Origin of the sequence: Ancylobacter sp. FA202, from assembly GCF_000380205.1 — a bacterium.
GTDB lineage: Bacteria > Pseudomonadota > Alphaproteobacteria > Rhizobiales > Xanthobacteraceae > Ancylobacter.
In genome coordinates this window covers 3,043,722-3,067,036 of sequence record NZ_KB904818.1, presented here as the reverse complement: position 1 = coordinate 3,067,036, position 23,315 = coordinate 3,043,722, and the positions used below count along the sequence as shown (strand labels likewise).

At 68.3% G+C, this 23,315-nt stretch carries 21 protein-coding genes; 12 read left to right on the top strand and 9 right to left on the bottom strand.

The window, feature by feature from the left end:
- Window positions 1–233: 233 nt before the first annotated feature.
- The 5 genes from A3M1_RS0113945 to A3M1_RS0113925 all read right to left on the bottom strand — a co-directional run bounded on the left by A3M1_RS0113945 (window position 234) and on the right by A3M1_RS0113925 (window position 5,365).
- The gene (locus A3M1_RS0113945) at window positions 234–1,049 is read right to left on the bottom strand and encodes an ABC transporter permease (protein WP_018389598.1); all 816 of its coding nucleotides are present in this window, start codon (window positions 1,047–1,049) and stop codon (window positions 234–236) included.
- 1 nt (window position 1,050) lies between these two features.
- Window positions 1,051–2,229 (bottom strand): ABC transporter permease, encoded by a 1,179-nt coding sequence (locus tag A3M1_RS0113940; protein WP_018389597.1) that lies wholly within the window; start codon window positions 2,227–2,229, stop codon window positions 1,051–1,053.
- On the bottom strand, window positions 2,226–3,314 hold the full coding sequence (locus tag A3M1_RS0113935; protein ID WP_018389596.1) for an ABC transporter ATP-binding protein: 1,089 nt from the start codon (window positions 3,312–3,314) through the stop codon (window positions 2,226–2,228). Before A3M1_RS0113935 ends, A3M1_RS0113940 begins: the two co-directional genes overlap by 4 nt.
- A gap of 311 nt (window positions 3,315–3,625) precedes the next feature.
- Window positions 3,626–4,624 (bottom strand): ABC transporter substrate-binding protein, encoded by a 999-nt coding sequence (locus A3M1_RS0113930; RefSeq protein ID WP_371258783.1) that lies wholly within the window; start codon window positions 4,622–4,624, stop codon window positions 3,626–3,628.
- Between the two features lie 192 nt (window positions 4,625–4,816).
- A complete protein-coding gene (locus A3M1_RS0113925; protein ID WP_018389594.1) occupies window positions 4,817–5,365 on the bottom strand; it encodes a cupin domain-containing protein in 549 nt (182 codons plus the stop codon).
- Between the two features lie 125 nt (window positions 5,366–5,490).
- Here A3M1_RS0113925 and hisD point away from each other — a divergent pair, with 125 nt between their 5' ends.
- Window positions 5,491–6,771, top strand: coding sequence for a histidinol dehydrogenase (gene hisD, locus A3M1_RS0113920; protein WP_018389593.1), 1,281 nt, complete (start codon window positions 5,491–5,493; stop codon window positions 6,769–6,771).
- Between the two features lie 240 nt (window positions 6,772–7,011).
- Here the strand turns inward: hisD and A3M1_RS0113915 are convergent, their stop codons facing one another.
- Complete coding sequence (locus A3M1_RS0113915) at window positions 7,012–8,016, bottom strand: DUF2778 domain-containing protein (protein WP_018389592.1); 1,005 nt, start codon at window positions 8,014–8,016, stop codon at window positions 7,012–7,014.
- Window positions 8,017–8,521: 505 nt separating this feature from the next.
- Between A3M1_RS0113915 and A3M1_RS0113910 the strand changes: the two genes are divergently transcribed.
- The gene (locus A3M1_RS0113910; protein ID WP_018389591.1) at window positions 8,522–10,297 is read left to right on the top strand and encodes a heavy metal translocating P-type ATPase; all 1,776 of its coding nucleotides are present in this window, start codon (window positions 8,522–8,524) and stop codon (window positions 10,295–10,297) included.
- 13 nt (window positions 10,298–10,310) lie between these two features.
- Here the strand turns inward: A3M1_RS0113910 and A3M1_RS0113905 are convergent, their stop codons facing one another.
- A complete protein-coding gene (locus A3M1_RS0113905) occupies window positions 10,311–11,219 on the bottom strand; it encodes an AEC family transporter (RefSeq protein ID WP_018389590.1) in 909 nt (302 codons plus the stop codon).
- 201 nt (window positions 11,220–11,420) lie between these two features.
- Here A3M1_RS0113905 and A3M1_RS0113900 point away from each other — a divergent pair, with 201 nt between their 5' ends.
- The 3 genes from A3M1_RS0113900 to A3M1_RS0113890 all read left to right on the top strand — a co-directional run bounded on the left by A3M1_RS0113900 (window position 11,421) and on the right by A3M1_RS0113890 (window position 15,954).
- A complete protein-coding gene (locus A3M1_RS0113900; protein ID WP_018389589.1) occupies window positions 11,421–11,840 on the top strand; it encodes an Hsp20/alpha crystallin family protein in 420 nt (139 codons plus the stop codon).
- 17 nt (window positions 11,841–11,857) lie between these two features.
- Window positions 11,858–14,323 carry an endopeptidase La gene (lon, locus tag A3M1_RS0113895; protein ID WP_018389588.1) on the top strand — a complete coding sequence of 822 codons (2,466 nt, stop codon included), beginning with the start codon at window positions 11,858–11,860 and terminating at the stop codon, window positions 14,321–14,323.
- A 185-nt stretch (window positions 14,324–14,508) separates the two neighbouring features.
- Window positions 14,509–15,954 (top strand): phospholipase D-like domain-containing protein, encoded by a 1,446-nt coding sequence (locus A3M1_RS0113890; RefSeq protein WP_018389587.1) that lies wholly within the window; start codon window positions 14,509–14,511, stop codon window positions 15,952–15,954.
- 247 nt (window positions 15,955–16,201) lie between these two features.
- On the opposite strand, the gene A3M1_RS0113885 is transcribed toward A3M1_RS0113890, so the two are convergent.
- Window positions 16,202–17,236 carry a glutamine synthetase beta-grasp domain-containing protein gene (locus A3M1_RS0113885; protein WP_018389586.1) on the bottom strand — a complete coding sequence of 345 codons (1,035 nt, stop codon included), beginning with the start codon at window positions 17,234–17,236 and terminating at the stop codon, window positions 16,202–16,204.
- A gap of 443 nt (window positions 17,237–17,679) precedes the next feature.
- Here A3M1_RS0113885 and A3M1_RS0113880 point away from each other — a divergent pair, with 443 nt between their 5' ends.
- Window positions 17,680–17,865: a DUF2735 domain-containing protein gene (locus A3M1_RS0113880; RefSeq protein WP_018389585.1), complete on the top strand. Its 186-nt coding sequence runs from the start codon at window positions 17,680–17,682 to the stop codon at window positions 17,863–17,865.
- Between the two features lie 234 nt (window positions 17,866–18,099).
- On the opposite strand, the gene A3M1_RS0113875 is transcribed toward A3M1_RS0113880, so the two are convergent.
- Window positions 18,100–18,915 carry a Ku protein gene (locus A3M1_RS0113875; RefSeq protein ID WP_018389584.1) on the bottom strand — a complete coding sequence of 272 codons (816 nt, stop codon included), beginning with the start codon at window positions 18,913–18,915 and terminating at the stop codon, window positions 18,100–18,102.
- 136 nt (window positions 18,916–19,051) lie between these two features.
- Between A3M1_RS0113875 and A3M1_RS0113870 the strand changes: the two genes are divergently transcribed.
- The 6 genes from A3M1_RS0113870 (at window position 19,052) to A3M1_RS0113850 (ending at window position 23,256) form a co-directional block, all read left to right on the top strand.
- Complete coding sequence (locus tag A3M1_RS0113870) at window positions 19,052–19,366, top strand: hypothetical protein (protein WP_018389583.1); 315 nt, start codon at window positions 19,052–19,054, stop codon at window positions 19,364–19,366.
- A 167-nt stretch (window positions 19,367–19,533) separates the two neighbouring features.
- The gene (locus A3M1_RS0113865) at window positions 19,534–21,666 is read left to right on the top strand and encodes a VTT domain-containing protein (protein ID WP_018389582.1); all 2,133 of its coding nucleotides are present in this window, start codon (window positions 19,534–19,536) and stop codon (window positions 21,664–21,666) included.
- Window positions 21,663–22,457 (top strand): endonuclease/exonuclease/phosphatase family protein, encoded by a 795-nt coding sequence (locus A3M1_RS0113860; protein ID WP_018389581.1) that lies wholly within the window; start codon window positions 21,663–21,665, stop codon window positions 22,455–22,457. The genes A3M1_RS0113865 and A3M1_RS0113860 overlap by 4 nt, the downstream gene beginning before the upstream one ends.
- Window positions 22,444–22,893 (top strand): DUF2934 domain-containing protein, encoded by a 450-nt coding sequence (locus A3M1_RS25070; RefSeq protein WP_018389580.1) that lies wholly within the window; start codon window positions 22,444–22,446, stop codon window positions 22,891–22,893. Before A3M1_RS0113860 ends, A3M1_RS25070 begins: the two co-directional genes overlap by 14 nt.
- Window positions 22,890–23,030 carry a hypothetical protein gene (locus A3M1_RS26715; protein ID WP_198291133.1) on the top strand — a complete coding sequence of 47 codons (141 nt, stop codon included), beginning with the start codon at window positions 22,890–22,892 and terminating at the stop codon, window positions 23,028–23,030. The genes A3M1_RS25070 and A3M1_RS26715 overlap by 4 nt, the downstream gene beginning before the upstream one ends.
- Window positions 23,031–23,058: 28 nt before the next feature.
- Window positions 23,059–23,256 carry a hypothetical protein gene (locus tag A3M1_RS0113850; RefSeq protein ID WP_018389579.1) on the top strand — a complete coding sequence of 66 codons (198 nt, stop codon included), beginning with the start codon at window positions 23,059–23,061 and terminating at the stop codon, window positions 23,254–23,256.
- The last annotated feature ends 59 nt before the right edge of the window (window positions 23,257–23,315 follow it).

Genomic DNA, 23,315 nt, shown 5'->3' with positions numbered 1-23,315 from the left:
CGTTTCTTCCCTGAGACGTCGGGCTTGCTGCCCGGTTCTGATCGGTTGTCCCGGCCGAAACGAAGACTGCGACCCCAGCCGTTGGCGCGGCTGCGGGTGCCTCGATCAGGACAACCGTTGACATCCTTGGTCTTTCCGCACCAATTCGCAAGCACTTGAAAGCGCGAAGGGTCGAAAACGAAACGAAGCGAAACGGAAAGCGAGCCAGGACAGGCGCGGCTGCGCCGCACGGCCTAGGCGGCCTCTGACGCCTGAGCCAGCCGGTTCTGGCGCCAGCGCAGCAGCCCGGCGAGGCCGGCAAGGCACAGCGTACCGATGATGAGCAGGAAGGCGGCGGCCGCGACTGTCGGGCTCACATTCTCACGGATGCTGGAAAACATCTGCCGCGCCAATGTGCGCTGGTTCGGGCCGGCGACGAACAGGGTGATCACCACCTCGTCCAGCGAGGTGGCGAAGGCGAACACCGCGCCCGAAATCACCCCCGGCAAGGCGAGCGGCAGGGTTATGCGCCGGAACACCGTGGCCGGATTGGCCCCCAGGCTGCTCGCCGCCCGCTCGATCGACCCGTCAATGCCGCCGAGCGAAGCCGACACGCTGACGATGACGAACGGCACGCACAGCACCGCATGGGCGACGATGACACCGAGATAGGTGCTGGCAAGACCGAGCCGCGTATAGAGAATTTGCATGCCGACACCCAGCACCACCGCCGGCACCACCATCGGCAGCAGGAACATCACCCGCAGCAGGCTGGCAAAGGGCAGGCGGGCATTGCGCAGGCCGAGCGCGGCCAGCGTGCCGATGACGGTGGACAGCGCGGTGGCGCCGCAGCCGATGATCAGGCTGTTGATGATGGAGCGCCGCCAGGTCTCGCTGGTCTGCAATTCGACGAACCAGCGCGAGGAGAAGCTCTCGATCGGGTAGTTCAGGAACACGCTGGAATTGAACGCTAGCGGCAGGATGGCGATCACAGGCGCGACCAGAAAGAACACCACCGCGGCGCCGAAGACGATCTGGCCGGTGCGGAAGGCGGGGGAGTTCGCCGCCATCTCAGGCCCCCACCATGTTGGGCGAACGCGACAGGCGGCCATAGACGAGATAGAGCGCCGTGGTCGTCACCAGCAGGATCAGGCCGAGCGCGCCGGCCATGCCCCAGTTCGCGGTGCCGGTGGCGAAGAAGGCGATGACGGAAGAAATCATCTGGTCCTCCGCCCCGCCGACCAGCGCCGGGGTGATGTAGTAGCCGAGCGCCACCATGAACACGAGCAGCGCGCCGGAGGCGACGCCGGGCAGCGCCATCGGCAGCAGCACGTGCCAGAAGGCTCGCAGCCGGCTCGCCCCGAGCGAGGAGGCCGCCGGCATGAGATTACGCGGTATGCCGAGCAGCACGGAATAGATCGGCAGCACCATGAAGGGCAGCAGCACATGGGTCATGGCGATGACCACGCCGGTGCGGTTGAAGATCAGCTGCAGCGGCTGGTCGACAATGCCCACCGCGATGAGCGCCTTGTTTATCAGTCCCTCATTCTGCAGCAGGATCACCCAGGAGGCGGTGCGGACCAGCAGCGAGGTCCAGAGCGGCAGCAGCACGGCGAGCAGCATCACATTGCGCACCCAGCCGGTGCTGGCGGCGGCGATCATCGCGTAGGGCAGGCCGATCAGCGCGCACAGCAGCGTCACCAGCCCGGCGATAGTGAAGGTGCGGACCATGATGACGCGATTGGCCGAGGCGTCGGCGGTGATGCTGCCCTCGGTATCGCGCTTGAGATCGATGGCGGCCAGCAGGTTGCGGTCGGTGTAGTTCGGCATGGCCCGCTGCAGCGCCTGCCAGTAGCGCCCCTCGCCCCAGCGCGGGTCGATCGCCGCGAGGTCGACGGGCTGGCCGGGCGGCGCATCGCGCACGGCGGTGGCGGTGCGACTGAGCAGGGTGCGGAAGCCCGACACCTCGCTGTTGAGCCGCCGCACGGCATCGCCGAACGCCATCTGCTCGCTCGGCGCGCGCAGATCGGCAATGAGCGCGTCCTGCACCACCTTGGGCGGCACGCCCGCCCCATCCCAGGCGCCGATGGTGCTCGCGGTTTCCGGCATCACCTGCCGCACCGTGCCGTCGGTGACGGAGACGGTGATCATCATGACCAGCGGCCAGACGAAGAACGCCGCGAGAAACAGGAACAGCGGCGCCACCAGGAGGAGCGCCGAGACGCGGGCGCGTGCCGGGGACCCGCTCATGAAGCGCTTCCCGGCGCGTTATCAGGCGCGATCAACGTGCATTCGGAGGGCTCGAAGCAGGCGAAGGCCGTGCTGCCGACCGGCCCCACCGGCACCCGCCGCTGCACCTTGGCGACGAGGTCCAGCCCCGGCCCGGCCAGATGCGTGCGCAGATGATCGCCCTGATAGACATTGTCGGTGACGGTGACGGGAATGACATTGCCCGCGCCCGCCTCGCCCTGCAGGTGCAGGCGCTCGGGCCGCACCGAGGCGAGGATCGGCGCGCCGACCTCCACCGGGGCGAGCAGCGCGGCGCGCACGACCACGCCGCTGGTGAGCGCGACCTCGGCGATGCCGCCATCCACCCGCTGCACCACCCCCTCAAACAGATTGGTCTCGCCGATGAACTCGGCGACGAAACGGGTGCGCGGCCGGTCATAAATGCCTTCCGGCGTGTCGAGCTGCTCAATGCGGCCGCGATTGAAAACGGCGATGCGGTCCGACATGGTCAGCGCTTCGGACTGGTCATGGGTGACGAAGATCACCGTGAGGCCGAGCGTGCGGTGCAGGTCGCGCAGTTCGAGCTGCATATGCTCGCGCAGCTGCTTGTCGAGCGCGCCGAGCGGCTCGTCCATCAGCACCACGGTGGGCTCGAACACCAGCGCGCGGGTAAGCGCGACACGCTGCTGCTGGCCGCCGGAAAGCTGGGCCGGGCGGCGGTCCTTCAGATGGGCAAGGCGCACCATGTCGAGCGCCCGCGCCACGCGCGCGCCCGCTTCCGCCTTCCCAACGCCGCGCATGACGAGCGGGAAAGCGACGTTCTCGGCCACCGTCATGTGTGGAAACAGCGCGTAGTTCTGGAACACCACGCCCATGTTGCGCTTGTGCGTGGGCAGGTTCTCGATGCGGGTGCCGTCGAGCCAGATGGCCCCGTGCGAGGGGTGCTCGAAGCCCGCCAGCATCATCAGGATCGTGGTCTTGCCCGAACCGGAGGGGCCCAGCAGACTGACGAACTCCCCCTTGGCGACCTGGAGATCGAGCTTGTCGACCACCCGCAGCGGGCCAAAGGACTTCGTGACCTGATCGAAATGGATGAAGGGCGCCAACCGCAATCTCCGAGTGATGGCCTTGGCCCTGACGTTACCCGGCCGGGAAGCCCGCTCCAAGCGCGGGCCCGTCCCGGTCCCCGCCTTTCGGCGGTTGCGGGCGCCGGTCCCCGCCTTTGCCCGCACCAAGGGGCCTATTAGAGGCCGGGCCGCGCCCTCGAAAGGCGCGGCCCGGAAATGTAGCGTCGTCGGCGAGCCGGCGCGTGGCGCGGCCCGGAATTGGGGCGTCGTCGGCGGGCCGGCACGCGGCGCGGCCCGGAATTGGGGCGTCGTCGGCGGGCCGGCACGCGGCGCGGCCCGCCTGGCGCGCCTTACTTCGCCAGCCAGGCGTTGAAGCGCTTGGTCAGCTCTTCGACATTGTCGACCCAGAACGCGCCGTCCAGCGCGATGGCGCCGGTGAGGTTCGCCTGCGTGGTCGGCAGGTTCTTCTGCAGGGCGGCGGGAACCATCGCCGCGGCTTCCTTGTTCGGCAGGCCGTAGGCGATGTAGTCCGGCAGCTTCGACTGGTTGACCGGCTCGCTGGCGAAGGCGATGAAGTCCATCGCTTCCTTGGCGTTCGGGCTGTCCTTGAGGATCACCCAGCTGTCGATGGCGTAGATGCTGCCCGGCCAGACGCCCTGGAAGTTCTTGCCTTCGGTCTTGTTGATGCCGGCGAGGCGCCCGTTATAGGCGGTCGACATCACCACTTCGCCTGACGCCAGCAGCGAGAGCGGCTGCGCGCCGGCTTCCCACCACACGATGTTCGGCTTCAGCTCGTCCAGCTTCTTGAACGCGCGATCAACGCCTTCCGGCGTGCCGAGCACCTTGTAGACCTCCTCCGGCTTCACGCCGTCGGCCATCAGGGCGAATTCGAGCGAGTATTTCGGGCCACGGCGGAAGCCGCGCTTGCCGGGGAACTTGGTGGTGTCCCAGAAATCCGCCCAGGAGGTCGGCGCCGTCTTGAGCCGGTCGGCGTCGTAGCTCAGCATGGTCGACCAGACAATGGCGCCGACGCCGCAATCGCTCACGGCGGCGGGGAGGAACTTGTCCTTGCCGCCGAGCTTCGCCCAGTCGATCTTCTCATAGAAGCCGTCGGCGCAGCCGAGTTCCAGCTCCTCGGTCTCGACCTGCACCACGTCCCAGTTCGGCACGCCGGCCTTCACCTTGGCGGCGATCACGCCGATGCCGCCATCCCAGCTCTCGTCGAGCACCGGCTTGCCGATCTTCTTCGAGAACGGCTCGAAATAGATTTTCTTCTGGGCGTCCTGGTAGTTGCCGCCCCAGGACACGACGGTCAGGTCGCGAGCCGACGCCGTGCCACCGGCCACCATCAGGCCGAGGGCGAGGCTGGCGCCGCCGATCCGCAGAAGAGTCGATGTCGCCTTCATGGAATTTCCCCCTGTTGTCGCTTGTGTCAGCAGCAAAGCACGCCACCGGCATGGGTGACAGAACGGCACGGCCCCTACTGAGGGGTATGGTGAATATAATAACCGATTTTGCCCTGTTTTCGGGCGGAGAGCCGCCTAATAGGTGGGCGGGTTGATGGCGCTGACAATCTCGCTCGGCTCCTCAGCCACATTGCGGAAGCGATGCGGCAGCTTGCTGTCGAAATAATAGGCGTCGCCGGCATGCAGGATCTTTGAGTTGTTCTCCACCGTCACCTCCACGGCGCCGCGGATCACCATGCCCGCCTCCTGCGCCGTGTGCGAGAACGCCTCCCCGGTATCGGCGCCAACGGCATAGGTTTCGTGCAGCACCAGAATCTGCCGGTTGGGGTGATTGATGCCGATCACCCGATACGAGATCGCCTCGCCACTGCCGACTTCTGGCAGTTCCGAGGCCTCATAAAACGGCGAATAGGACGACATCTGCTGAAGCTCGGAGAAGAAGCCGACCAGCGTCGTTCCCAACGCCTCCAATATGGCGGCGAGCGTGTCGATGGACGGACTGATCCGGTCGCGCTCGATCAGCGAGATCGAGGAATGCGACACGCCGGAGCGCAGCGCCAGCCGGCGGATGCCGAGATTGCGGCGGCGGCGCAGCTCGCGAATTCCGGGTCCGATATGCGGCATGGGGGCCTCGTCTGCGTCGCACGATTTCCGGGCAAGGTGGAGAATATAATAGACAGCCCTGCCGCCGCCAATTGCCGGCATGAGCGGCGGGCCTCACCATCGGCCAATCCTCACAGGAAACCGCCATGCCCGCGCTCAGCCCCGACATCGCCGACCAGATCCACTCCGTCAAGGCGCCGCGCCCCGACGATGGCAGCGACTCCAGCCAGATCGCCGCCACCGTCAAGGAGGTACTGGAGGCGGTGCGCGCCCGTGGCGACGAGGCAGTGCGGCATTATTCCAAGCTGTTTGACAAGAGCGATGTCGGCTCCATTGAGGTGACGGCCGAAGAGCGCGCTGCCGCCCTCGCCGGCCTCGACCCGCAGACCCGCGCCGACACCGAATTCGCCATCGAGCGGGTGCGGGCCTTCGCGCAGGCGCAGCTCGCCACTATCCTGCCGCTGGAGATCGAGGCGCTGCCCGGCCTGCATCTCGGCCATCGGGTGATCCCGATCCAGCGCGTCGGCGCCTATGTGCCGGGCGGGCGCTATCCCCTGCTCTCCGCGCCGATCATGACCATCGTGCCGGCCAAGGTGGCGGGCTGCGACGAGGTGATCGCCTGCCTGCCGCCCACCGCGCACCCCGCCATGATCGCCGGCTGCCACCTCTCCGGCGCCGATCGGATTTTTCGCGTCGGTGGCGCCCAGGCGATCGCGGCGATGGCGTTCGGCACCGAAACCATTCCCGCCGTCGACAAGGTGGTCGGCCCCGGCAATGCCTATGTGAACGAGGCCAAGCGGCAGGTGTTCGGCCCCGTCGGCATCGACCAGCTCGCCGGGCCGAGCGAGATCTTCATCGTCGCCGACGAGACCGGCGATGCCGAGATGATCGCCACCGACCTGCTGGCGCAGGCCGAACACGACATCCGCACCCGGGTCGGCCTCATCACCACCAGCCGCGCGCTGGCGCAGGCGACGCTGGTCGAGGTCGAGAAGCAACTCGCCACGCTCTCCACCGCGCCGGTCGCCGGCAAGGCCTGGGCGGATTTCGGCGAGATCGTGGTGTGTGACAGCGAAGAGGCGATGATCGCCTATTCCGACCACATCGCTGCCGAGCATCTGCAGGTGCACACCGCCGATCCGCACGCCATGGCGGCCAAGCTGCGCAATTATGGCTCGCTGTTCATCGGCACGCTGGCGAGCGTGGTCTATTCCGACAAATGCTGCGGCACCAACCACACGCTGCCCACCATGGGCGCCGGCCGCTACACCGGCGGGCTCTGGGTCGGCTCCTTCGTGAAGATCTGCACCCATCAGTGGCTGGACGCGCGCGGCGTCGCCGCCGTCGCCCCGCCGGCCATCCGCCAGAGCGCCAGCGAAGGGCTGGAAGGCCACCGCCGCGCCGCCGCCTTCCGCCTTCAGGGCTGAGCGACGGCACGTCGAGCGCGCCCCCGTCCCCCGAGCCCTCGTAGGGACGGGGGCGCGTCTCGCTTCCTTGACGTCTCGACGATAGAAAGCCTCCAGGACCGGCCCGCGCCGGTCCTGGAGGCTTTCTGCTTTGGAAGGCCAACTGCGAAGGCACGCTCAGGAGGGCAGCTTACCCGCCACCTCAATGGAAGGGCGCGATCGCATCCGCGCTGTCGGTTGCGCGCTGTCGGTTGCGCGCTGTCAGTCGCGCTTGCCGCCGGTCAGCCAGGAGAGCAGCGGGTTCGTCGGTTCGGCGGATTTCGGCATCGCCTCGACCACGATCACTTCCTCCACATGCCCCTTCTTGAAGGCGGCCAGGAAGGCGTCGTAATCGGCGAGCGAGATGCAGCCATTGGAATCGCCGCGCGGCCCCAGAAGATAGGGGTGGAGCAGGAAACCATTGCGGCCATACATCTTGCCATCGCCCACCGGCGTCATCCGCACCGCCTCGGTGCCGTGGAACAGTGCCTCGCGCATGCGCAGCTTGTAGCGGTTGGGCGGGGTCGGCCCGAGCATCTTCACATGCACGTAGCGGGGATTGTCGAACTTGTCGCCATAGCCCGAATGCGCCTCCAGCTTCTTGCCGTTCGGCAAATAGAGCTTCTTGGCACGGATGTCGTAAATGGCGAACCGGTCTTCGCTTGTGGGGTAGCGCAGCTCGTCCTTCGGCGCCTCGGTGGCGGCGGGCGGCGCCTCCGGCTCGGCTGCGTCATCCTCTTCCATCGGCGGCGGAAGCGCGGCGATCTGCGCTTCCATGTCCGGCTTGCGCGGCGGGCGCGGCGCGAGGGTCAGCGTGTCTTCCGGCTCGTCGCCCGCCATCACCCGCCCGGCAAAGAGCGGGTTGGCCATGGGCAGCGGCACGGTGCTCACCGTCTCCATCGGCGGCACCACCTCGTCAGGGGCGGCGGCGACGGGGGCAGGACGCGCGATCATCGGCGCGGGATCGAACAGCCAGTGGGTTGGCGGCGCGAAGGCGCCCGCCGTCTGGAAATTACGGATGTCCATGACCGTAAAGGTCGGCGGCGGCGAGGGCTCATCCACCACCACGCTCGCGACGGCCGGGACGGGAGGGGCCGACATCAGCGGGGGATCGACCCGCGCGGCATCGGCCGGGGTCGGAATCGCGGTGTTAGAAATCCACGCGACGGCAACCGCCACGCCAACAAAACCCGCCGAGCCGATAAGGAACGAGCCAACTAGCCGCATAGGCATCTCTGTACAGATGACGGACGTTCGCGCACGACCCGCAGATCGTCCACGCCCGGCGTCAACCTTCGGTTGCACACGGCACCGGCGCCCAAGCCATTGTCCGCCGGTGGCCCCCAAGCCAAATCGTTCCTAGCCAAGTTTAGGTAATATTTCATTAATGCCACGCCGACAACCCGGCTCTGGCACCAACCCGTTGCCGGTGCACCGGCGCGTCCCTCGCTCCGCGACAGGCCGCGATCAAGCCTGAAAAGCGTAGCACAGGCGATGGCATCGACCCTAGTTTGGAACTACTAAAGACACGAATGCCGGCAGGTCCGCTGCCCGGCGAACCGACGGTGTCTTCGTGACCCCTCCCACTTTCCCCAAGCTTGCGCCCAGCTCGGACCCAACCCCTGCGACCCGCGCGGGGCAAGGGCGCACACCCGGACTTCGGAACCTGCTGCTGCCGGGCCTTCTGCTGGCGCTGGCGGCCGGGGGAATCAGCTGGGCCAGCGGGCAAGGCATGCTCGCCGAGCGCATCTGGGCCGGGGCGACGGCGCTGGTGCTCGCCCTGCTGGTCGTCCACATCCTCTCCAGCCTGCGGCGCGGCGAATTCGGCCTCGATCTCATCGCCGCCCTCGCGATGGGCGCGGCCCTCCTCTTCGGCGAAAATCTGGCGGGCGCCATCGTCGCGCTGATGTTCACCGGCGGCGAGGCGCTGGAGGCCTTCGCCCAGCGCCGGGCGGCGCGGGAAATGAGCGGCCTGCTGGCCCGGGTGCCGCGCACCGCCGCGCGCTATGAGAACGGCCGGCTGGCGGACGTCCCGCTCGACGCGCTGCGGCCTGGCGACCGGCTGCTGGTGCGGCGGGGCGAGGTGGTGCCGGTGGATGGCACGCTCGACAGCGCCCTTGCCGCGCTCGACCAATCGGCGCTGACCGGCGAGCCGCTGCCGGTTCGCCGGGCGCGCGGCGAGGCGGTAATGAGCGGCACGACCAATGCCGGCGACGCCTTCGACCTCATCGCCAGCCACGCGGCGGCGGACAGCACCTATGCCGGCATCGTCCGGCTGGTGGCCACCGCCCAGCAGTCGAAGGCGCCGATGGTGCGCCTCGCCGACCGCTATGCGCTCGGCTTCCTGGCGCTGACACTGGTCATCGCCGGGGCGGCGTGGGCGTTCAGCGGCGATCCCGTGCGCCTGCTGGCGGTTCTGGTCATCGCCACCCCCTGCCCGCTCATCCTCGCCGTGCCGGTGGCGATCATCTCGGGCATTTCGCGCTGCGCCAGGCGCGGCGTGCTGGTGAAGGAGGGCGGGGCGCTGGAGCGGCTGGCGGCGGTACGCACCGTGCTCATCGACAAGACCGGCACCCTTACCGGCGGCCGGCCGCGCCTCGTCGCCATCAAGGCGCGGGCCGGGCTCGCACCGGACGAGGTACTGCGGCTGGCCGCCTCGCTCGACCAGGCCTCCGCCCATGTGGTGGCGGGCGCGCTGGTGGAAGCGGCGGCGGATCGCGGCCTCGCCCTCGCCTCGCCGAGCGCCATCAAGGAGGAGCCCGGCGCCGGCCTCTCCGGGCGCGTCGAGGGTCATGAAGTGGCGGTGGGCGGTTGGGGCTTCGTCGCGGCGCGGCTGGCGGCGAGTGCCATCGATTCGGACATCGCGGCCGAGCGGGCGCTCTGGGCCGAACGCCCGAGCACGGTGGTGGTCGCCGTGGCGGTGGATGGCACGCTGGCTGGCGCGCTGCTGCTGGCCGACGCGGTGCGCGAGGAGGCGCAGGCGGTGCTCGGCGCCCTGCGCGCAATGGGCGTCACCCGTCTCATCCTCGCCACCGGCGACGAGACCGCGCGGGCGGAAGCGATCGCCGCCGGCCTCGGCTTCGACGCCGTGCTGAGCAACATGACGCCGCAGGACAAGGCCGCCGCCGTGGTCCGGGAACATTCCAACGGGCCGGTCATGATGATCGGCGACGGCGTCAACGACGCCCCGGCGCTGGCCGCCGCCGATATCGGTGTCGCCATGGGTGGAGGCGGTTCAGTCGCCTCCTCGGAGGCCGCCAGCATCGTCATTTTGGTGGACCGGCTCGACCGGCTGATCGACGCGATGTCGATCGCCCGGCGCTCCCGCGCCATCGCCGTCCAGAGCGTCGTCGCCGGCATCGGCCTCTCGACACTCGGCATGATCGCCGCCGCCTTCGGCCTGCTGGCGCCGGTGCAGGGCGCACTGCTGCAGGAGCTGATCGACGTGGCGGTGATCCTTAACGCGCTGCGTGCGCTGCGGGCGCCGCGAGAGAGCACGCCCGCCTGAAGGCGCGCCCGCCTCAGCCGAGAACGGAAATGACCGACCACCAGCCCCAGGCGGTGAGCAGCGACAGCGGCACGCCGAGCCCGATCAGCAGCGCCACGAGGTCGGGCTCCAGATCATGGTCCATCGCGATGATGCTGGCGCCGAGCATGGGCGGCATCGCCATTTCCAGCATCGCCACCTTGGCAACCGGATCGCCGGCCTGGCCGAGCGCCAGATAGAACAGGATGAGCAGCGCCGGCGCGACGATGAGCCGGTGGAACAGGCCGAGCGCGACGGCTCCGCCTCGTCCCGCCAGCCGGTCGAGCCGCAGCGCGAAGCCCACGGCCGCCAGCGCGATCGGGGTCAGCGTATTGGCGAGGGTCTCGATGAGCTGCGCCAGCCATTCCGGCCGGGCGAGATCATTGGTCGCGAAGGCGATCAGCACCGCATAGAAGGGCGGGAAGGTGGCGATGCGCTTTGCCACGACCGCGAGGTCGAGCCGGCCGGAAATCGCCACGGTGGCGACGGCGAGGCCCAGCGTCGACACGGCGAGATAGGTGCCGAAAAGGTCGATGACGATGCCGAGCCCCAGCCATTGGCTGCCGGCGAAGGCGGCGATCATCGGCAGGCCGACAAAGGAGGTGTTGCCCCAGCCCGCCACCAGCAGGATGGCGCCGGTGCGCTGGCGGGACCAGCCGAGCCAGCGGCAGAGCGGCACCAGCAGCGCGATAGACACGAGCACGCCGAGCCAGGGCGTCGCCGCCGCCAGCCACCAGTCCGGGTGCAGCGTCACCCCCTGCACGCTGTTGAGCGCCGCCGCCGGCAGCGCGACATTGATGACCCAGCCGCCCAGCACCTTGGTGGCGCTCTCCGGCAGCCGGCCGGACAGCCGCAGCAGCACGCCGATGGCAAGGCACAGAACGATCAGCAGAACTTCCGACATGGCCCGCGACCTCCCTGCCCGCTGTTTCCAGCGGTACCAAGGTCAGGATTGCCGGAAATCCCGCCGGACGTCACGCGGGCGGATTTCCAGATCGCCGCTCCACCCTGGGGCCGCTCACTGGTGTTGCCGAACGGCATCACTATATGAGCCCTGGCCGGGCCCTACCCGAAAGGGACAAGGGGACCGCCCCAGGAGAAACCCATGAACAAGACTGATCCCCGCCTGTGGATGTGGTCGGACGCGGTCGAGATGCTCAACCGCGCCGAGCGGATGCACCGGCAAATGTTCCAGCCGGTGGCGCGGCCCGAGGCGCCGGCGCGTCACCACGCCCCGTGCTGGGAACCGCCGGTCGACATGCTGGAAACCGACCACGAATTGCTTGTTCTCGCCGCCCTCCCCGGCGTCGACCCCGACCGCATGACCGTGTCGATCCAGAATGGCGTACTCACCATCGCCGGCGCGCGGGTGCTGCCGCCGGAGCTGCACCGCGCCACCATCCACCGCATGGAGCTGCCGCAGGGTAGGTTCGAGCGCCAGCTCGCTCTGCCGCCCGGCCGCTATGAGGTGAACCGCCCGCGCGTGGTCAATGGCTGCCTCGCCATCGTGCTGCGCAAGGTTTGAGGAGGGGGATTGAACCGATGACACATCCCGATTTCAACAGATATTCCCCGCTCCACATGGCCGATGCGGGCGGCAACGCCAGCGCCAGCAATGGCAATGGCAATGGCAATGGCAATGGCAATGGCAATGGCAATGTGCCTGACGACCAGATGATCCTGCTGCCGGTGCGCAATCTCGTGCTGTTTCCCGGCGTGGTGATGCCGGTGGCGGTGGCGCGCCCGGCCTCCATCGCCGCCGCCCAGCAGGCGGTGCGCGAGGGGCGGCCGGTCGGCATCCTCATGCAGCGCGACGCCAGCGTCGAGGAGCCCGGCCCAACCGACCTGCACCGCATGGGCGTGATCGCCAACATCCTGCGCTATGTCACCGCCCCCGACGGGACGCATCACCTGGTCTGCCAGGGCGAGCAGCGCTTCCATGTCGAGGAATTCGTGCGGGAAAAGCCCTTCCTCACCGCCCGCGTGACGCGGATCGAGGAGAGCGAGGAACGCAGTTCCGAGATTGAGGCGCGCTTCGTCCATCTGCAGAGCCAGGCGAACGAGGTGATGGAGTTGCTGCCGCAGGTGCCGGCCGAGCTGGTCGCCGCCGTGCGCGGCGCCAATTCGCCGGCCGGCCTTGCCGATCTCGTCGCCGCCTATGCCGACATCTCGCCCGACGAGAAGCAGGAGCTGCTGGAGACGGTCGACATCAGCGCCCGCATGGCCAAGATCTCGCGCCTGCTCGCCCACCGCATCGAGGTGTTGCGGCTGTCGCAGGAAATCGGCAAGCAGACCAAGGCGTCGCTGGACGAGCGCCAGCGCGAGGTGCTGCTGCGCGAGCAGATGGCGGCGATCCAGAAGCAACTGGGCGAGGATGGCGGCAACAGCCAGGAAATCGCCGATCTGGAAAAGGCGATCGCGGATGCCGGCATGCCGGAGGATGTGGAGCAGATGGCCCGCAAGGAGCTGGGCCGGCTGCGCCGCATGCAGGATTCCAGTGCCGAATACGGCATGATCCGCACCTATCTCGACTGGCTGATCGCCCTGCCGTGGAAGCTGCCGGAGACCGCGCCGATCGACATCGCCGAAGCCCGCAAGGTGCTGGACGAGGACCATTTCGGCCTCGACAAGATCAAGCGCCGCATCGTCGAATATCTCGCCGTGCGCAAGCTGGCGCCCAACGGCAAGGCGCCGATCCTGTGCTTCGCCGGCCCGCCCGGCGTCGGCAAGACCTCGCTCGGCCAGTCGATCGCCCGCGCCATGGGCCGCAAATTCGTTCGTGTCTCGCTCGGCGGCGTGCATGACGAGGCGGAAATCCGCGGCCACCGGCGCACCTATGTCGGCGCGCTGCCGGGCAACATCATCCAGGGCATCCGCAAGGTCGGCACCCGCGACTGCGTGATGATGCTGGACGAGATCGACAAGATGGGCTCCGGCATCCAGGGCGACCCGTCGGCGGCGATGCTGGAAGTGCTCGACCCCGAGCAGAACGGCACTTTCCGCGACAATTATCTCGGCGTGCCGTTCGACCTGTCGCGCGTGGTGTTCATCGCCACCGCCAACATGCTCGACACCATCCCCGGCCCGCTGCGCGACCGCATGGAGATCATCCAGCTGACCGGCTACACCGACCAGGAAAAGCTGCAGATCGCCCGGCGCTACCTGGTCCGCCGCCAGCTGGAGGCCAATGGCGTCACGCCCGAGCAGGTGGAGATCGACGACGAGGCGCTGAAGGCGCTGATCCGCGCCTATACCCGCGAGGCCGGCGTGCGCAATCTGGAGCGCGAGGTCGGCCGCGCCGTCCGCCATGTCGCGGTCGACATCGCCGAGGGCAGCGCAAGCCATGTGCGTATCGGCGTCGAGACGCTGCCTGAATTGCTCGGGCCGCCGATCTTCGAGGACGAGGTGGCGCTGCGGGTCAGCGTGCCGGGGGTGGCGACGGGCCTCGCCTGGACCCCGGTGGGCGGCGACATCCTGTTCATCGAGGCGACGCGCATTCCCGGGCGCGGCGGGCTGATCCTAACCGGCCAGCTCGGCGAGGTGATGAAGGAGAGCGCACAGGCGGCCTGGAGCCTGGTGAAGAGCCGCGCCGTCGAACTCGGCATCGACCCCGGCATCTTCGCCACCAGCGATGTGCATGTGCATGTGCCGGCCGGCGCCACGCCCAAGGACGGGCCGAGCGCCGGGGTGGCGATGTTCACCGCCCTCGTCTCGCTGCTCACCGGCCGCACGGTGCGCAAGGACACGGCAATGACCGGCGAAATCAGCTTGCGCGGGCTGGTGCTGCCGGTCGGCGGCATCAAGGAGAAGGTGGTGGCGGCCGCGCGGGCGGGCCTCACCCGGGTGATGCTGCCGGCCCGCAACCGGCGCGACTATGAGGACATTCCTCAGGATGCGCGGGACCGGCTGGAGTTCGTCTGGCTGGAGCGGGTGGACGACGCCATCGCGGCCGCGTTGGAACCGGACGAGGTTGCAGGCGAGGCGCGTGCGTTCAAGGCGGCGAGCTGAACCTGCCACGCCACAAGGGCCGTCCCGGGATACAGCCGGGGCGGCCTTTCTTCTGCCGCCCTGGCCGCAGATGACGCTGCGGGGAAAACGGGCTAGAGCACGCCCCTACCAGCTTGCAACGCAAGCCGATCGGATAATGCGTTCTCTGTCCTGGAGTTAGAGCGCGCCCTGCCTTGAATGCGTGAATGGACGTCGCCATGGAGAGTTTCTGGTCGACCTACTGGCCGCACATCGTGCTCGTCACGAGTGGTACGGTGGGCCTTGTCGCCGCCATCCACGCAGCGATGACCAAGGACGACGTGCGCGCCGCCATCGGCTGGGTCGGCGTCATCCTGCTGTCGCCGTTGATCGGCGCTTTCCTCTATCTGGTCGCCGGCATCAACCGCATCCGCCAGAGCGCGGCCGGGCGCCGGCGCGCCAGCCAGGACCGCCACCGCCGGCATGAGCGGGCGCCCGCCGCCATCGCCCTGTCGCCCAGCCTCTCGGCGATGAAGCGGCTCGGCGACCGTGTCTCCGCCTTCCCGCTGACCAGCGGCAATGCGGTGGCGATGCTGGACAGCGGCGACGAGGCCTATCCCGCCATGCTCGCCGCCATTGCCGGGGCGCAGCGGCATGTGGCTCTCTCCTCCTATATTTTCGACAATGACCCCGTCGGCGTTCAGTTCGCCGAGGCCCTGATCGCGGCGCATAAGCGCGGCGTGACGGTGCGGGTGCTGATCGACGCCATCGGCGCGCGCTATTCGCGCCCCTCCATCGTCGGGCTCTTGCAGGCGGGGGGCGTCGTCACCGACCTGTTCATGGGCAATCTGATCGGCCTGCGCCTGCCCTATGCCAATCTGCGCAGCCACCGGAAGATGCTGATCGTCGACGGCACGCTCGCCTTTACCGGCGGCATGAACATCCGCGCCCAGTTCACCCGCGCCCATGCCGGCGACAGCCCGGCCCGCGACACTCATTTCCGCGTCGAGGGAGCGGCGGTGGAGCAATTGCTCACCGTGTTCGCGCAGGACTGGGCCTTCACCACCGACGAGCATCTCGATGGCCCGGCCTGGGCGGAAGGCGACCATTCCACCCCGCGCGGCCCGGTGGCGGTGCGGGTGGTGCCCTCCGGCCCCGACCGCAACCTCGCCTGCGCCCATTCGATGATCATGGGCGCTCTCACCATGGCGCAGAGCCGGGTGCGCCTGTGCTCGCCCTATTTCCTGCCCGACCAGCAGCTGATCGGCGCGCTTTCTGTCGCCGGGCGGCGTGGGGTGGAGGTGGATGTCGTCATTCCCTCCGCCAACAACCTCAAGCTGGTCGATTACGCCATGACCGCGCAGCTCGACCAGGTGCTGGCGGGCGATTGCCGGGTGTGGCGGGCGGGCGGCATGTTCGACCATTCCAAGCTGATGGCGGTGGATGGCAGCTGGGCCTATGTCGGCTCGTCCAATCTCGACCCGCGCAGCCTGCGGCTGAATTTCGAGCTCGACCTCGAACTCTACGACCCCACCATCGCCGGGGAAATCGAGGCGCGGATCGGCGCCATGGTGGCGGATGGCAGCGCGGAGACGGCGGCGACCCTCAAAGCCCGGCCCTTCCTGAAGAGACTGCGCAACCGCGCCATCTGGCTGGCCTCACCCTATCTGTGAGGCGCGGAGCGCGATCGCCACGGGCTTGGCCCAAGCCGAAATCAATCGATGCGACGTCGAGCCCGGCCATGACGTTCCAACTGGCGGGTGGCGGGCCGGGACGAGGCGTCGGGGATGATAGCCGGGCGAAAGCCGCCCGCTCCGCACCAAAACAAAAGCCAGCCCCGGCAGCGGGGCTGGCTTGAAGGAGACGGAACGGACCGTCTCAGAAGAGTGTCGGCGGCGGGGTGTCCTGCCGCCCCAATCCTCACGCGGCGGCGACGGCCTTGATTTCGACTTCCGAGATCGTCTTGAGGACCTGGGAAGCGATCTTGTAGGGGTCCCCCTGGGAGTTCGGGCGGCGATCCTCAAGGTAGCCCTTGTAATCATTGCGGACGAAGGAGTGCGGGACGCGGATGGACGCGCCGCGATCCGCCACGCCGTAGGAGAACTTGTTCCACGGAGCGGTTTCGTGCTTGCCGGTCAGGCGCAGATGGTTGTCCGGGCCATAGACGGCGATGTGGTCGTCAAGGTTCTTCTCGAAGGCAGCCATCAGCGCCTCGAAATACTCCTTGCCGCCCACTTCGCGCAGATACTTGGTGGAGAAGTTGCAGTGCATGCCCGACCCGTTCCAGTCGGTATCGCCGAGCGGCTTGCAGTGGAACTCGATGTCCACGCCGTACTTCTCGGTCAGGCGGAGCAGCAGGTAGCGGGCCATCCACACTTCGTCGGCGGCGCGCTTGGAGCCCTTGCCGAAAATCTGGAATTCCCACTGGCCCTTGGCGACTTCCGCGTTGATGCCTTCGTGGTTGATGCCAGCTTCGAGGCAGAGCTCGAGATGCTCTTCCACGATCTCGCGGGCGACATCGCCGACATTCTTGTAGCCGACGCCGGTGTAATAGGGGCCCTGCGGCGCGGGATAGCCGTGCTCGGGGAAGCCGAGCGGGCGGCCGTCCTTGTAGAAGAAGTACTCCTGCTCGAAGCCGAACCAGGCGCCTTCATCGTCAAGAATGGTGGCGCGGGCATTGGTGACATGCGGGGTGACACCGTCCGGCATCATCACTTCGCACATGACAAGCACGCCGTTCTTGCGGGCCGGGTCGGGATACAGCGCGACGGGCTTCAGCACGCAGTCGGAGCTGCGGCCCTCGGCCTGCTCCGTGGACGAACCGTCAAAGCCCCAAAGCGGCAGCTCTTCCAGCGAGGGGAAGTGGTCGAATTCCTTGATCTGAGTCTTGCCGCGCAGGCTCGGGGTCGGCTTGTAGCCGTCGAGCCAGATGTACTCGAGTTTGTACTTCGTCATTGCGTGTCTCTCATCACTTAAGACCGGGTGCCGAACAGCCCTGGTCGTTGTGCCGGCCGTGCGACCGCCAACGGCTAGCCTCACACAAGCATATGCTGTGCCAAATGGGCTGATCCGGGCTCGAAGGCGTCCCGTCGGCGGGAGGCGACGGCGACACAAGCGCCTGGAACACGTGAGGAGAATGTGACGAGTCGCGTTGATCCTGCGGCATTTTCAGCCACCGGGCACCCGCCCGGCGGCTGCCGCGCCGCAACAGCCGATGCAACCCTCGGGGGGTGATTGCCGTTACCCCCGCAGGACTTGCAGAGTTCTGTCGCGGTGCACATATTCTATGCTCATTGTGATTGCAAAATGTGCATCTTGCGCAAACGCCATGCAAAAGATGTTATATGTAAACGAAGGGCTGGCGCAGGAACGCGCAGCCCAGAAAGGAGAAACGTGCCATGAACGCTCACACCCAGCGCGAGAGCGCGCAGATCGTCCCCTTCCCCGTCGGGGGCCGTGCCGGTCTTGCCGCCCGTCGCCCGGAACTGCCGTCTTCCGAGGCCCTCAAGGTGTCGCCCCGCGTCATGATCGGGAGCTGGTACCATGAAGAGGCCATCAAGGAAGATGGCGGGCGCACCAACTGAGCCGCATCCGTGCCCTTCTTACGGATGACCGCAGTGCCTCGTGCCCCCCACCTGACGACCACCGCCCAAGAGGGCCGCGACTGACCGTCCCGGCCCTCTTGTCATATCTGGCTCCCGGCCAACGGCATTTTCCGCGAGAGTTGATCGGCTTTCGCGGCGAAAAAACTCTCCCGCCGAACTTAGGGTAGAGCGCTTTCTTCTCGCGCAGGCGATCTCGCCCGTGGGATGGCAGCTCTAACGAGCGCGGCCGCCCGGCTTGCGTTCGGCGGCGAGGCTCTTCTTCAGCGCGTCCATGATGTTGACGACATTGGTCGGCGTTTCGTCGTCCTCGTTGACGCGGGCCGCGCGGCGCTTGGCGGGCCGCTTCTTCGTCTTGGCGGCAATGAGCTGCTTGAGATTGGCCTGCAAGGGATCGTGCACCAAAGTGGGGTCCCACTTGCCGGTGCGCTTGTCGATGAGCTTGCCGACCAGCGTCACCAGATCCGCCTCGGCGGGCGCGTCAATATCCTCGAAATAGCCCTCGGGTCGGCGAAGCTCGTCCGAGTAATGCAACGTCCACAAGACGATGCCTCGCCCGCGGGGCTCCAGCATCACCGGCCGCTCGCGCCGGTGCAGCACCACGCGCGACAGGCCGACCTTGCCGCTGGCGAGCATGGCCTCGCGGATGACGGCGAAGGCCTCCTCGCCCACCGGATCGTCCGGCATGAGAAAATGCGGCGTGTCGTACCAGATCCAGTCGACCGCATCGGCCGGCACGAAGCTCTCTATGTCGATGGTGCGGTTGCTCTCCAGCGCCACCGAGTCGAGGTCGTCGTCGTCGAGGATCACATAGGTGTCGGGCTCGCGCTCATAGCCGCGCGCTTGATCGTCGGCGTCGACGGTCTCCTCGGTCTGCGCATCGACATAGATGCCTTCCACCCGGTTGCCGGTCGCCCGGTTGAGGGTGTGGAAGCGGATCTTTTCCGCCGCGCTGGTGGCCGGTGCCAGAACCACCGGGCACGTGACCAGCGAGAGCTTGAGATAGCCCTTCCAGAGCCCGCGCGGCGCCATCTGACATCCCCCTGTCGAACCTTGCTCCGGTAACAATCTCCGGCCCGGCGACAGGTTCCGCGCGGCTGAACCGATCCCGGGGCTGGGCGTTGATAGGCAGCTCGGCGCGACCTCGCTCCGATGCGAGGAGCGACCTATGTCCGAAACCGACCGCCTGCGCCGCGCTATCGACGAGGGCCGCACCGGCGACAAGGTGCCGTTCTCCGATCCCGCCGCCGCTCCCCTGGGGACGGACGACGAAGCCGCCGGGCACCCCGCCGGGGCGGCGCGCCGCGCGACGGCCGCGGGTCCGGTTGGCCCGTCTAGCGCCGGAGGCGGCACTGACGAGCGCGGCCGGGCCTATGACGACAAGGGCACCACCGTGCCCGGCGTCTCCTTTGTCACCGCCGTTGTCGGCCTGCTGGTCGTGGTCATCGGCGCCGGGGCGCTGGTCGCCGCGCTTCTGCGTTGAATAAGCCTGGCTGAGGCCTGGGCGCAGCGTTCACCCGTCCCCCGCATACCTCCCTCCCGGGAACCGCTTCGACGGCTGCGCCGTTAGCGCAGGCTTGTTTCCTGCACCGTCTCCTCCTCCAGCCATGCGAAGCGATGCCCGTTAGCCAAGATCTGATCGAAAGCGCGATGGCCGTCCGGCCCACGCCGGAAGGCCCGAACCCGCCCAGGCGGCAGGATGAGGGCCCGGTGCTCGAACCCGGGCGGAATGTCTGGCGCGTGGCCGGCGCCGCGCGGGCGCGGGTGCTGGTCGATGGCGCGGCCTATTTCGGCGCGCTGCGGGCCGCGATGCTGGAGGCGCGCGAGACCATTCACATCGCCGGCTGGGACCTCGACAGCCGGATGAAGCTGGTGGGCGAGCGCGGCACCGCCGAGGATGGGCTGCCCGAGACGCTGGCGGCATTTCTCTCGGCGCTGGTGGCGCGCAATCCGCGCCTGCGCATCCGGCTGCTGCTCTGGGACTATTCGGTGATGTTCGCGCTGGAGCGCGAACTGACCCCGATCTTCTCCTTCCTCTGGGCGACGCCGAAGCAGATCGAGCTGTGCCTCGATGATGCGCTGCCGATCGGCGCCTCGCATCACCAGAAGGTGGTGGTGATCGACGATTCGCTGGCCTTTTCCGGCGGGCTGGACCTCACCGGCCATCGCTGGGACACGCCGGATCACACGCCCGGCGACCCGCTGCGCCGCGACCCGCAGGGTGCGCTCTATGAGCCCTTCCACGACGTGCAGATGGCGGTCGATGGCGAAGCCGCCGACGCGCTCGGCGCGCTGTTCCGCGACCGCTGGAAGCGCGCCGCCTCGGAGCGGCTTGCGCCGGCGCGGGCGCGGGGAAATCGCTGGCCGGAGGCCCTGCCGACCGATTTCACCAATGTCGAGATCGGCATCGCCCGCACCCTCCCGGCCTATGATGGCGCGCCCGGCGCGCGCGAGGTGGAGACCCTGCTGTTCGACATGATCGAGAGCGCCGAGCGCATGATCTATGTCGAGAACCAATTCATCACCTGCGACCGCTTCACCGAGCGGCTGGTGGCGCGACTGAAGGAGCGCCCCGCGCTCGAAGCGCTGATGGTGACGCCGAACATCTACCGCTCCTGGATCGAGCAGCAGGTGATGGGCGTGCCGCGCGAGCGGCTGCGGGCGCGGCTGGAGCAGGAGGGGCTGGCCGACCGCGCGCGCCTCGTCTTCCCGCAGGTGTCCGCCGGCAACGCGACGGTCGAGGTCTTCGTCCACGCCAAGATCCTCGTCGTCGACGACCGGATGATGCGCGTCGGCTCGGCCAATATCTGCAACCGTTCCATGGGCTTCGACAGCGAGTGCGACCTGGTGATCGAGGCGCGTGGCGCAGGCGAGCGGGCGGGGGTGGCGGCCATTCGCGACCGGCTGCTCGGCGAGCATATCGGCCACACCCCCGAGGAGGTGGCGACCCTCGTCGCCGCGCGCGGGCTCATCGCCGCGTCGCGGGAAGGCGCGGAAGGCAGGCGTCTCGTTGAACTGCCGGCCGTCGCCACCGATCTCTCGCTGCCGCAAATCAGTGCTCTCGCCGACCCGCAGGAGCCGCTTTACGACGAGCGCGAGTCGACGGGCGGCGGCAAGCGCCGCCGCTGGCCTCTGGCCGCCGCGCTGGTCGGCCTCGCCGTGCTCGCGGCACTGGTGATCGCCTGGGCGAATTCGCCCTTCTCGGAGCCGGAACGCATCATCTCCGCCCTCGACACCATGGCCGAGCGCCCCTGGGGCGCGGCCGCCGTGGTCGGCATCTATGTGCTGGGCGGGCTGGTGGTGTTCCCGGTCTCGGTGCTGATCATCGCCACGGTGGCGGTCTATGGCGGCTGGACCGGGGCGCTGCTGGCCGGGCTGGGCGCGCTGGCGAGCGCGGTGGTGACATTCTTCATCGGTCGCCATCTCGGCGCCGGGGTGGTGCGCCGCTTCATCGGGCCGCGCATCAACCGCATCCGGCGCGGGCTCGCCAATCAGGGCATTCTCACCGTGGCAACCATGCGGATGGTGCCGGCGGCGCCGTTCACCTTCATCAATCTGGTGGCCGGCGCGGCCGGGCTGCGGCTGGTGGACTTCGTGCTCGGCACCGCCATCGGCCTGCTGCCGGGGCTGGTGGTGCTGAGCGCGCTCGGCCACCAGATCGTCGAGGTGATTTCCAACCCGACGCTGGGCCGGGTGCTGCTGCTCATCGGCTTTGTCGGGCTGTGGATCGCCTGCTCGCTCGGCCTGCAATTCCTCGTCGCCCGCCTGCGGAGGCCGGCGTGAGCGCTGCGCCGCCACCGGGCCTGCGGCTGATGACGTGGAACATTCATGGCGGCGTAGGGCCGGACCGGCGTTTCGATCTCGACCGCATCGCCGCCCTCATCGCCCGCCACCAGCCGGACATTCTCGCCTTGCAGGAGGTGGATACGCGCGGGCGCGGCGTGGCGTGCCTGGCGCCGCTCGAAGGGCTGGGCATCGGCCATCTCGCCGAGGCGCGGACCATCGCCGTGCCGGACGGCCATTATGGCCATGTGCTGTATTCGCGCTGGCCGACGCACGACATCGTGCGCCACGATCTTTCCGTGCGCCGCCGCGAGCCGCGCATGGCGATCGACACCCATGTTGAGACGCCGCAGGGCCCGCTGCGGGTGGTCGCGGTGCATCTCGGCCTCGCTCTGCTGGAACGGCGGCGGCAGACGGCGGCGCTCGCCCGGATGGCCCACACCGGCAGCGGCGCGCCGACGGTGATGATGGGTGACTTCAACGACTGGTTCTCCTTCCGACCCGTGCGGCGGGCACTGGCGCGGGCGCTGCCCGACAGCACCGATGTGCGCAGCTTTCCCGCCTGCTGGCCGCTGCTGCGGCTTGACCGGCTCTATTGCAGCCGGCGCGACATGCTGGTGCGCAGCTTCACCGACACGGAAGCGCGGCACGCCTCCGACCATCTGCCTGTTATCGCCGACATCCAGCTGCAGTCGCGCCTTTCGCCGGCGCCCACGCGCGACCTTTCGGAACAGGCGGCCCGGCCGGACGTTGATCTCTGGAACAGGGAGAACGTCCATGAGCACAGGTGAGGAAGCCATCCGCCAGCGCGCCCACGCGCTTTGGGAGGCCGAAGGCCGACCCGAGGGTCAGGCCCACGACCATTGGCGACGGGCCAGAGAGATGCTGGATCGGGAAGCCGAAGGCGCGGGCAGCGGCTCCGGCGCCTTCCGCCCGACCGATGCGGCCGAGACCCCGCCTGAGGCGGCGGGAAGCCCGGCTGCCGGCCCCGGCTTTCGCGCGCCGTCAGAGGACGGAGGCATCGAGGCCGCCGAGCGCCCTTCGCAGGAGCCGGGGACCGACCCGCACGTGCGGACCGATTCGGGTCAGGACAACGAACCGGTCACCGAGATCGAAACTATCCACCGCACGCTGGAAATTCCCAAGAACCGGCGCGGTCGCACCTCGCCGCCGGACGACCGGATCGGCGCCATGAGCGGCGCGGCCGGCAGCCGCAAACGTTCGTGAGCGGCACCATGGGCAACTGGTTCGTTCAGCTTCTGGTGGAACTGGGCCTGCGTCGCCCCCGTGCCGAAGACGAAGCCCGGCGGGACGACGCGCACGGTGCTCCTCACCTCAAAGGCGATATTCGCTCCCGCGACTGAGCCGGACGCACGCACAAAGGAGATTTCCATGATCATCGCCGACCAGCACGACAAGAACCCCGCCAAGCCGGGCGACCGCCGCGTCGAGAAGAAAGACCGCGCGCCCGAGGAGGCCGGTCACGCCCGCAGCGCCAATCCGCAGCAGGACGACAAGGCCGGCGAGCGCGACGAGAAGCCTGCAGGCCGCGATGCGGGCTACGATCGCACGAATTCGCCCGCGAAATAGGCGGCAACGCCGCCGCCTTTAGAAGCAAATTTCGCCATTGTCTCGGCCGTCCCCTTGCC

What these genes read in the sequence shown, in the direction of transcription:
- A3M1_RS0113945 (WP_018389598.1), bottom strand. Translation starts at nt 1,049, where the DNA reads ATGGCGGCGAACTCCCCCGCCTTCCGCACCGGCCAGATCGTCTTCGGC.
- A3M1_RS0113940 (WP_018389597.1), bottom strand. Translation starts at nt 2,229, where the DNA reads ATGAGCGGGTCCCCGGCACGCGCCCGCGTCTCGGCGCTCCTCCTGGTG.
- A3M1_RS0113930 (WP_371258783.1), bottom strand. Translation starts at nt 4,624, where the DNA reads ATGGTGGCCGGTGGCACGGCGTCGGCTCGCGACCTGACCGTCGTGTCC.
- A3M1_RS0113925 (WP_018389594.1), bottom strand. Translation starts at nt 5,365, where the DNA reads ATGCCGCATATCGGACCCGGAATTCGCGAGCTGCGCCGCCGCCGCAAT.
- hisD (WP_018389593.1), top strand. Translation starts at nt 5,491, where the DNA reads ATGCCCGCGCTCAGCCCCGACATCGCCGACCAGATCCACTCCGTCAAG.
- A3M1_RS0113915 (WP_018389592.1), bottom strand. Translation starts at nt 8,016, where the DNA reads ATGCGGCTAGTTGGCTCGTTCCTTATCGGCTCGGCGGGTTTTGTTGGC.
- A3M1_RS0113910 (WP_018389591.1), top strand. Translation starts at nt 8,522, where the DNA reads ATGCTCGCCGAGCGCATCTGGGCCGGGGCGACGGCGCTGGTGCTCGCC.
- A3M1_RS0113905 (WP_018389590.1), bottom strand. Translation starts at nt 11,219, where the DNA reads ATGTCGGAAGTTCTGCTGATCGTTCTGTGCCTTGCCATCGGCGTGCTG.
- A3M1_RS0113900 (WP_018389589.1), top strand. Translation starts at nt 11,421, where the DNA reads ATGAACAAGACTGATCCCCGCCTGTGGATGTGGTCGGACGCGGTCGAG.
- lon (WP_018389588.1), top strand. Translation starts at nt 11,858, where the DNA reads ATGACACATCCCGATTTCAACAGATATTCCCCGCTCCACATGGCCGAT.
- A3M1_RS0113890 (WP_018389587.1), top strand. Translation starts at nt 14,509, where the DNA reads ATGGACGTCGCCATGGAGAGTTTCTGGTCGACCTACTGGCCGCACATC.
- A3M1_RS0113885 (WP_018389586.1), bottom strand. Translation starts at nt 17,236, where the DNA reads ATGACGAAGTACAAACTCGAGTACATCTGGCTCGACGGCTACAAGCCG.
- A3M1_RS0113880 (WP_018389585.1), top strand. Translation starts at nt 17,680, where the DNA reads ATGAACGCTCACACCCAGCGCGAGAGCGCGCAGATCGTCCCCTTCCCC.
- A3M1_RS0113875 (WP_018389584.1), bottom strand. Translation starts at nt 18,915, where the DNA reads ATGGCGCCGCGCGGGCTCTGGAAGGGCTATCTCAAGCTCTCGCTGGTC.
- A3M1_RS0113870 (WP_018389583.1), top strand. Translation starts at nt 19,052, where the DNA reads ATGTCCGAAACCGACCGCCTGCGCCGCGCTATCGACGAGGGCCGCACC.
- A3M1_RS0113865 (WP_018389582.1), top strand. Translation starts at nt 19,534, where the DNA reads ATGGCCGTCCGGCCCACGCCGGAAGGCCCGAACCCGCCCAGGCGGCAG.
- A3M1_RS25070 (WP_018389580.1), top strand. Translation starts at nt 22,444, where the DNA reads ATGAGCACAGGTGAGGAAGCCATCCGCCAGCGCGCCCACGCGCTTTGG.
- A3M1_RS0113850 (WP_018389579.1), top strand. Translation starts at nt 23,059, where the DNA reads ATGATCATCGCCGACCAGCACGACAAGAACCCCGCCAAGCCGGGCGAC.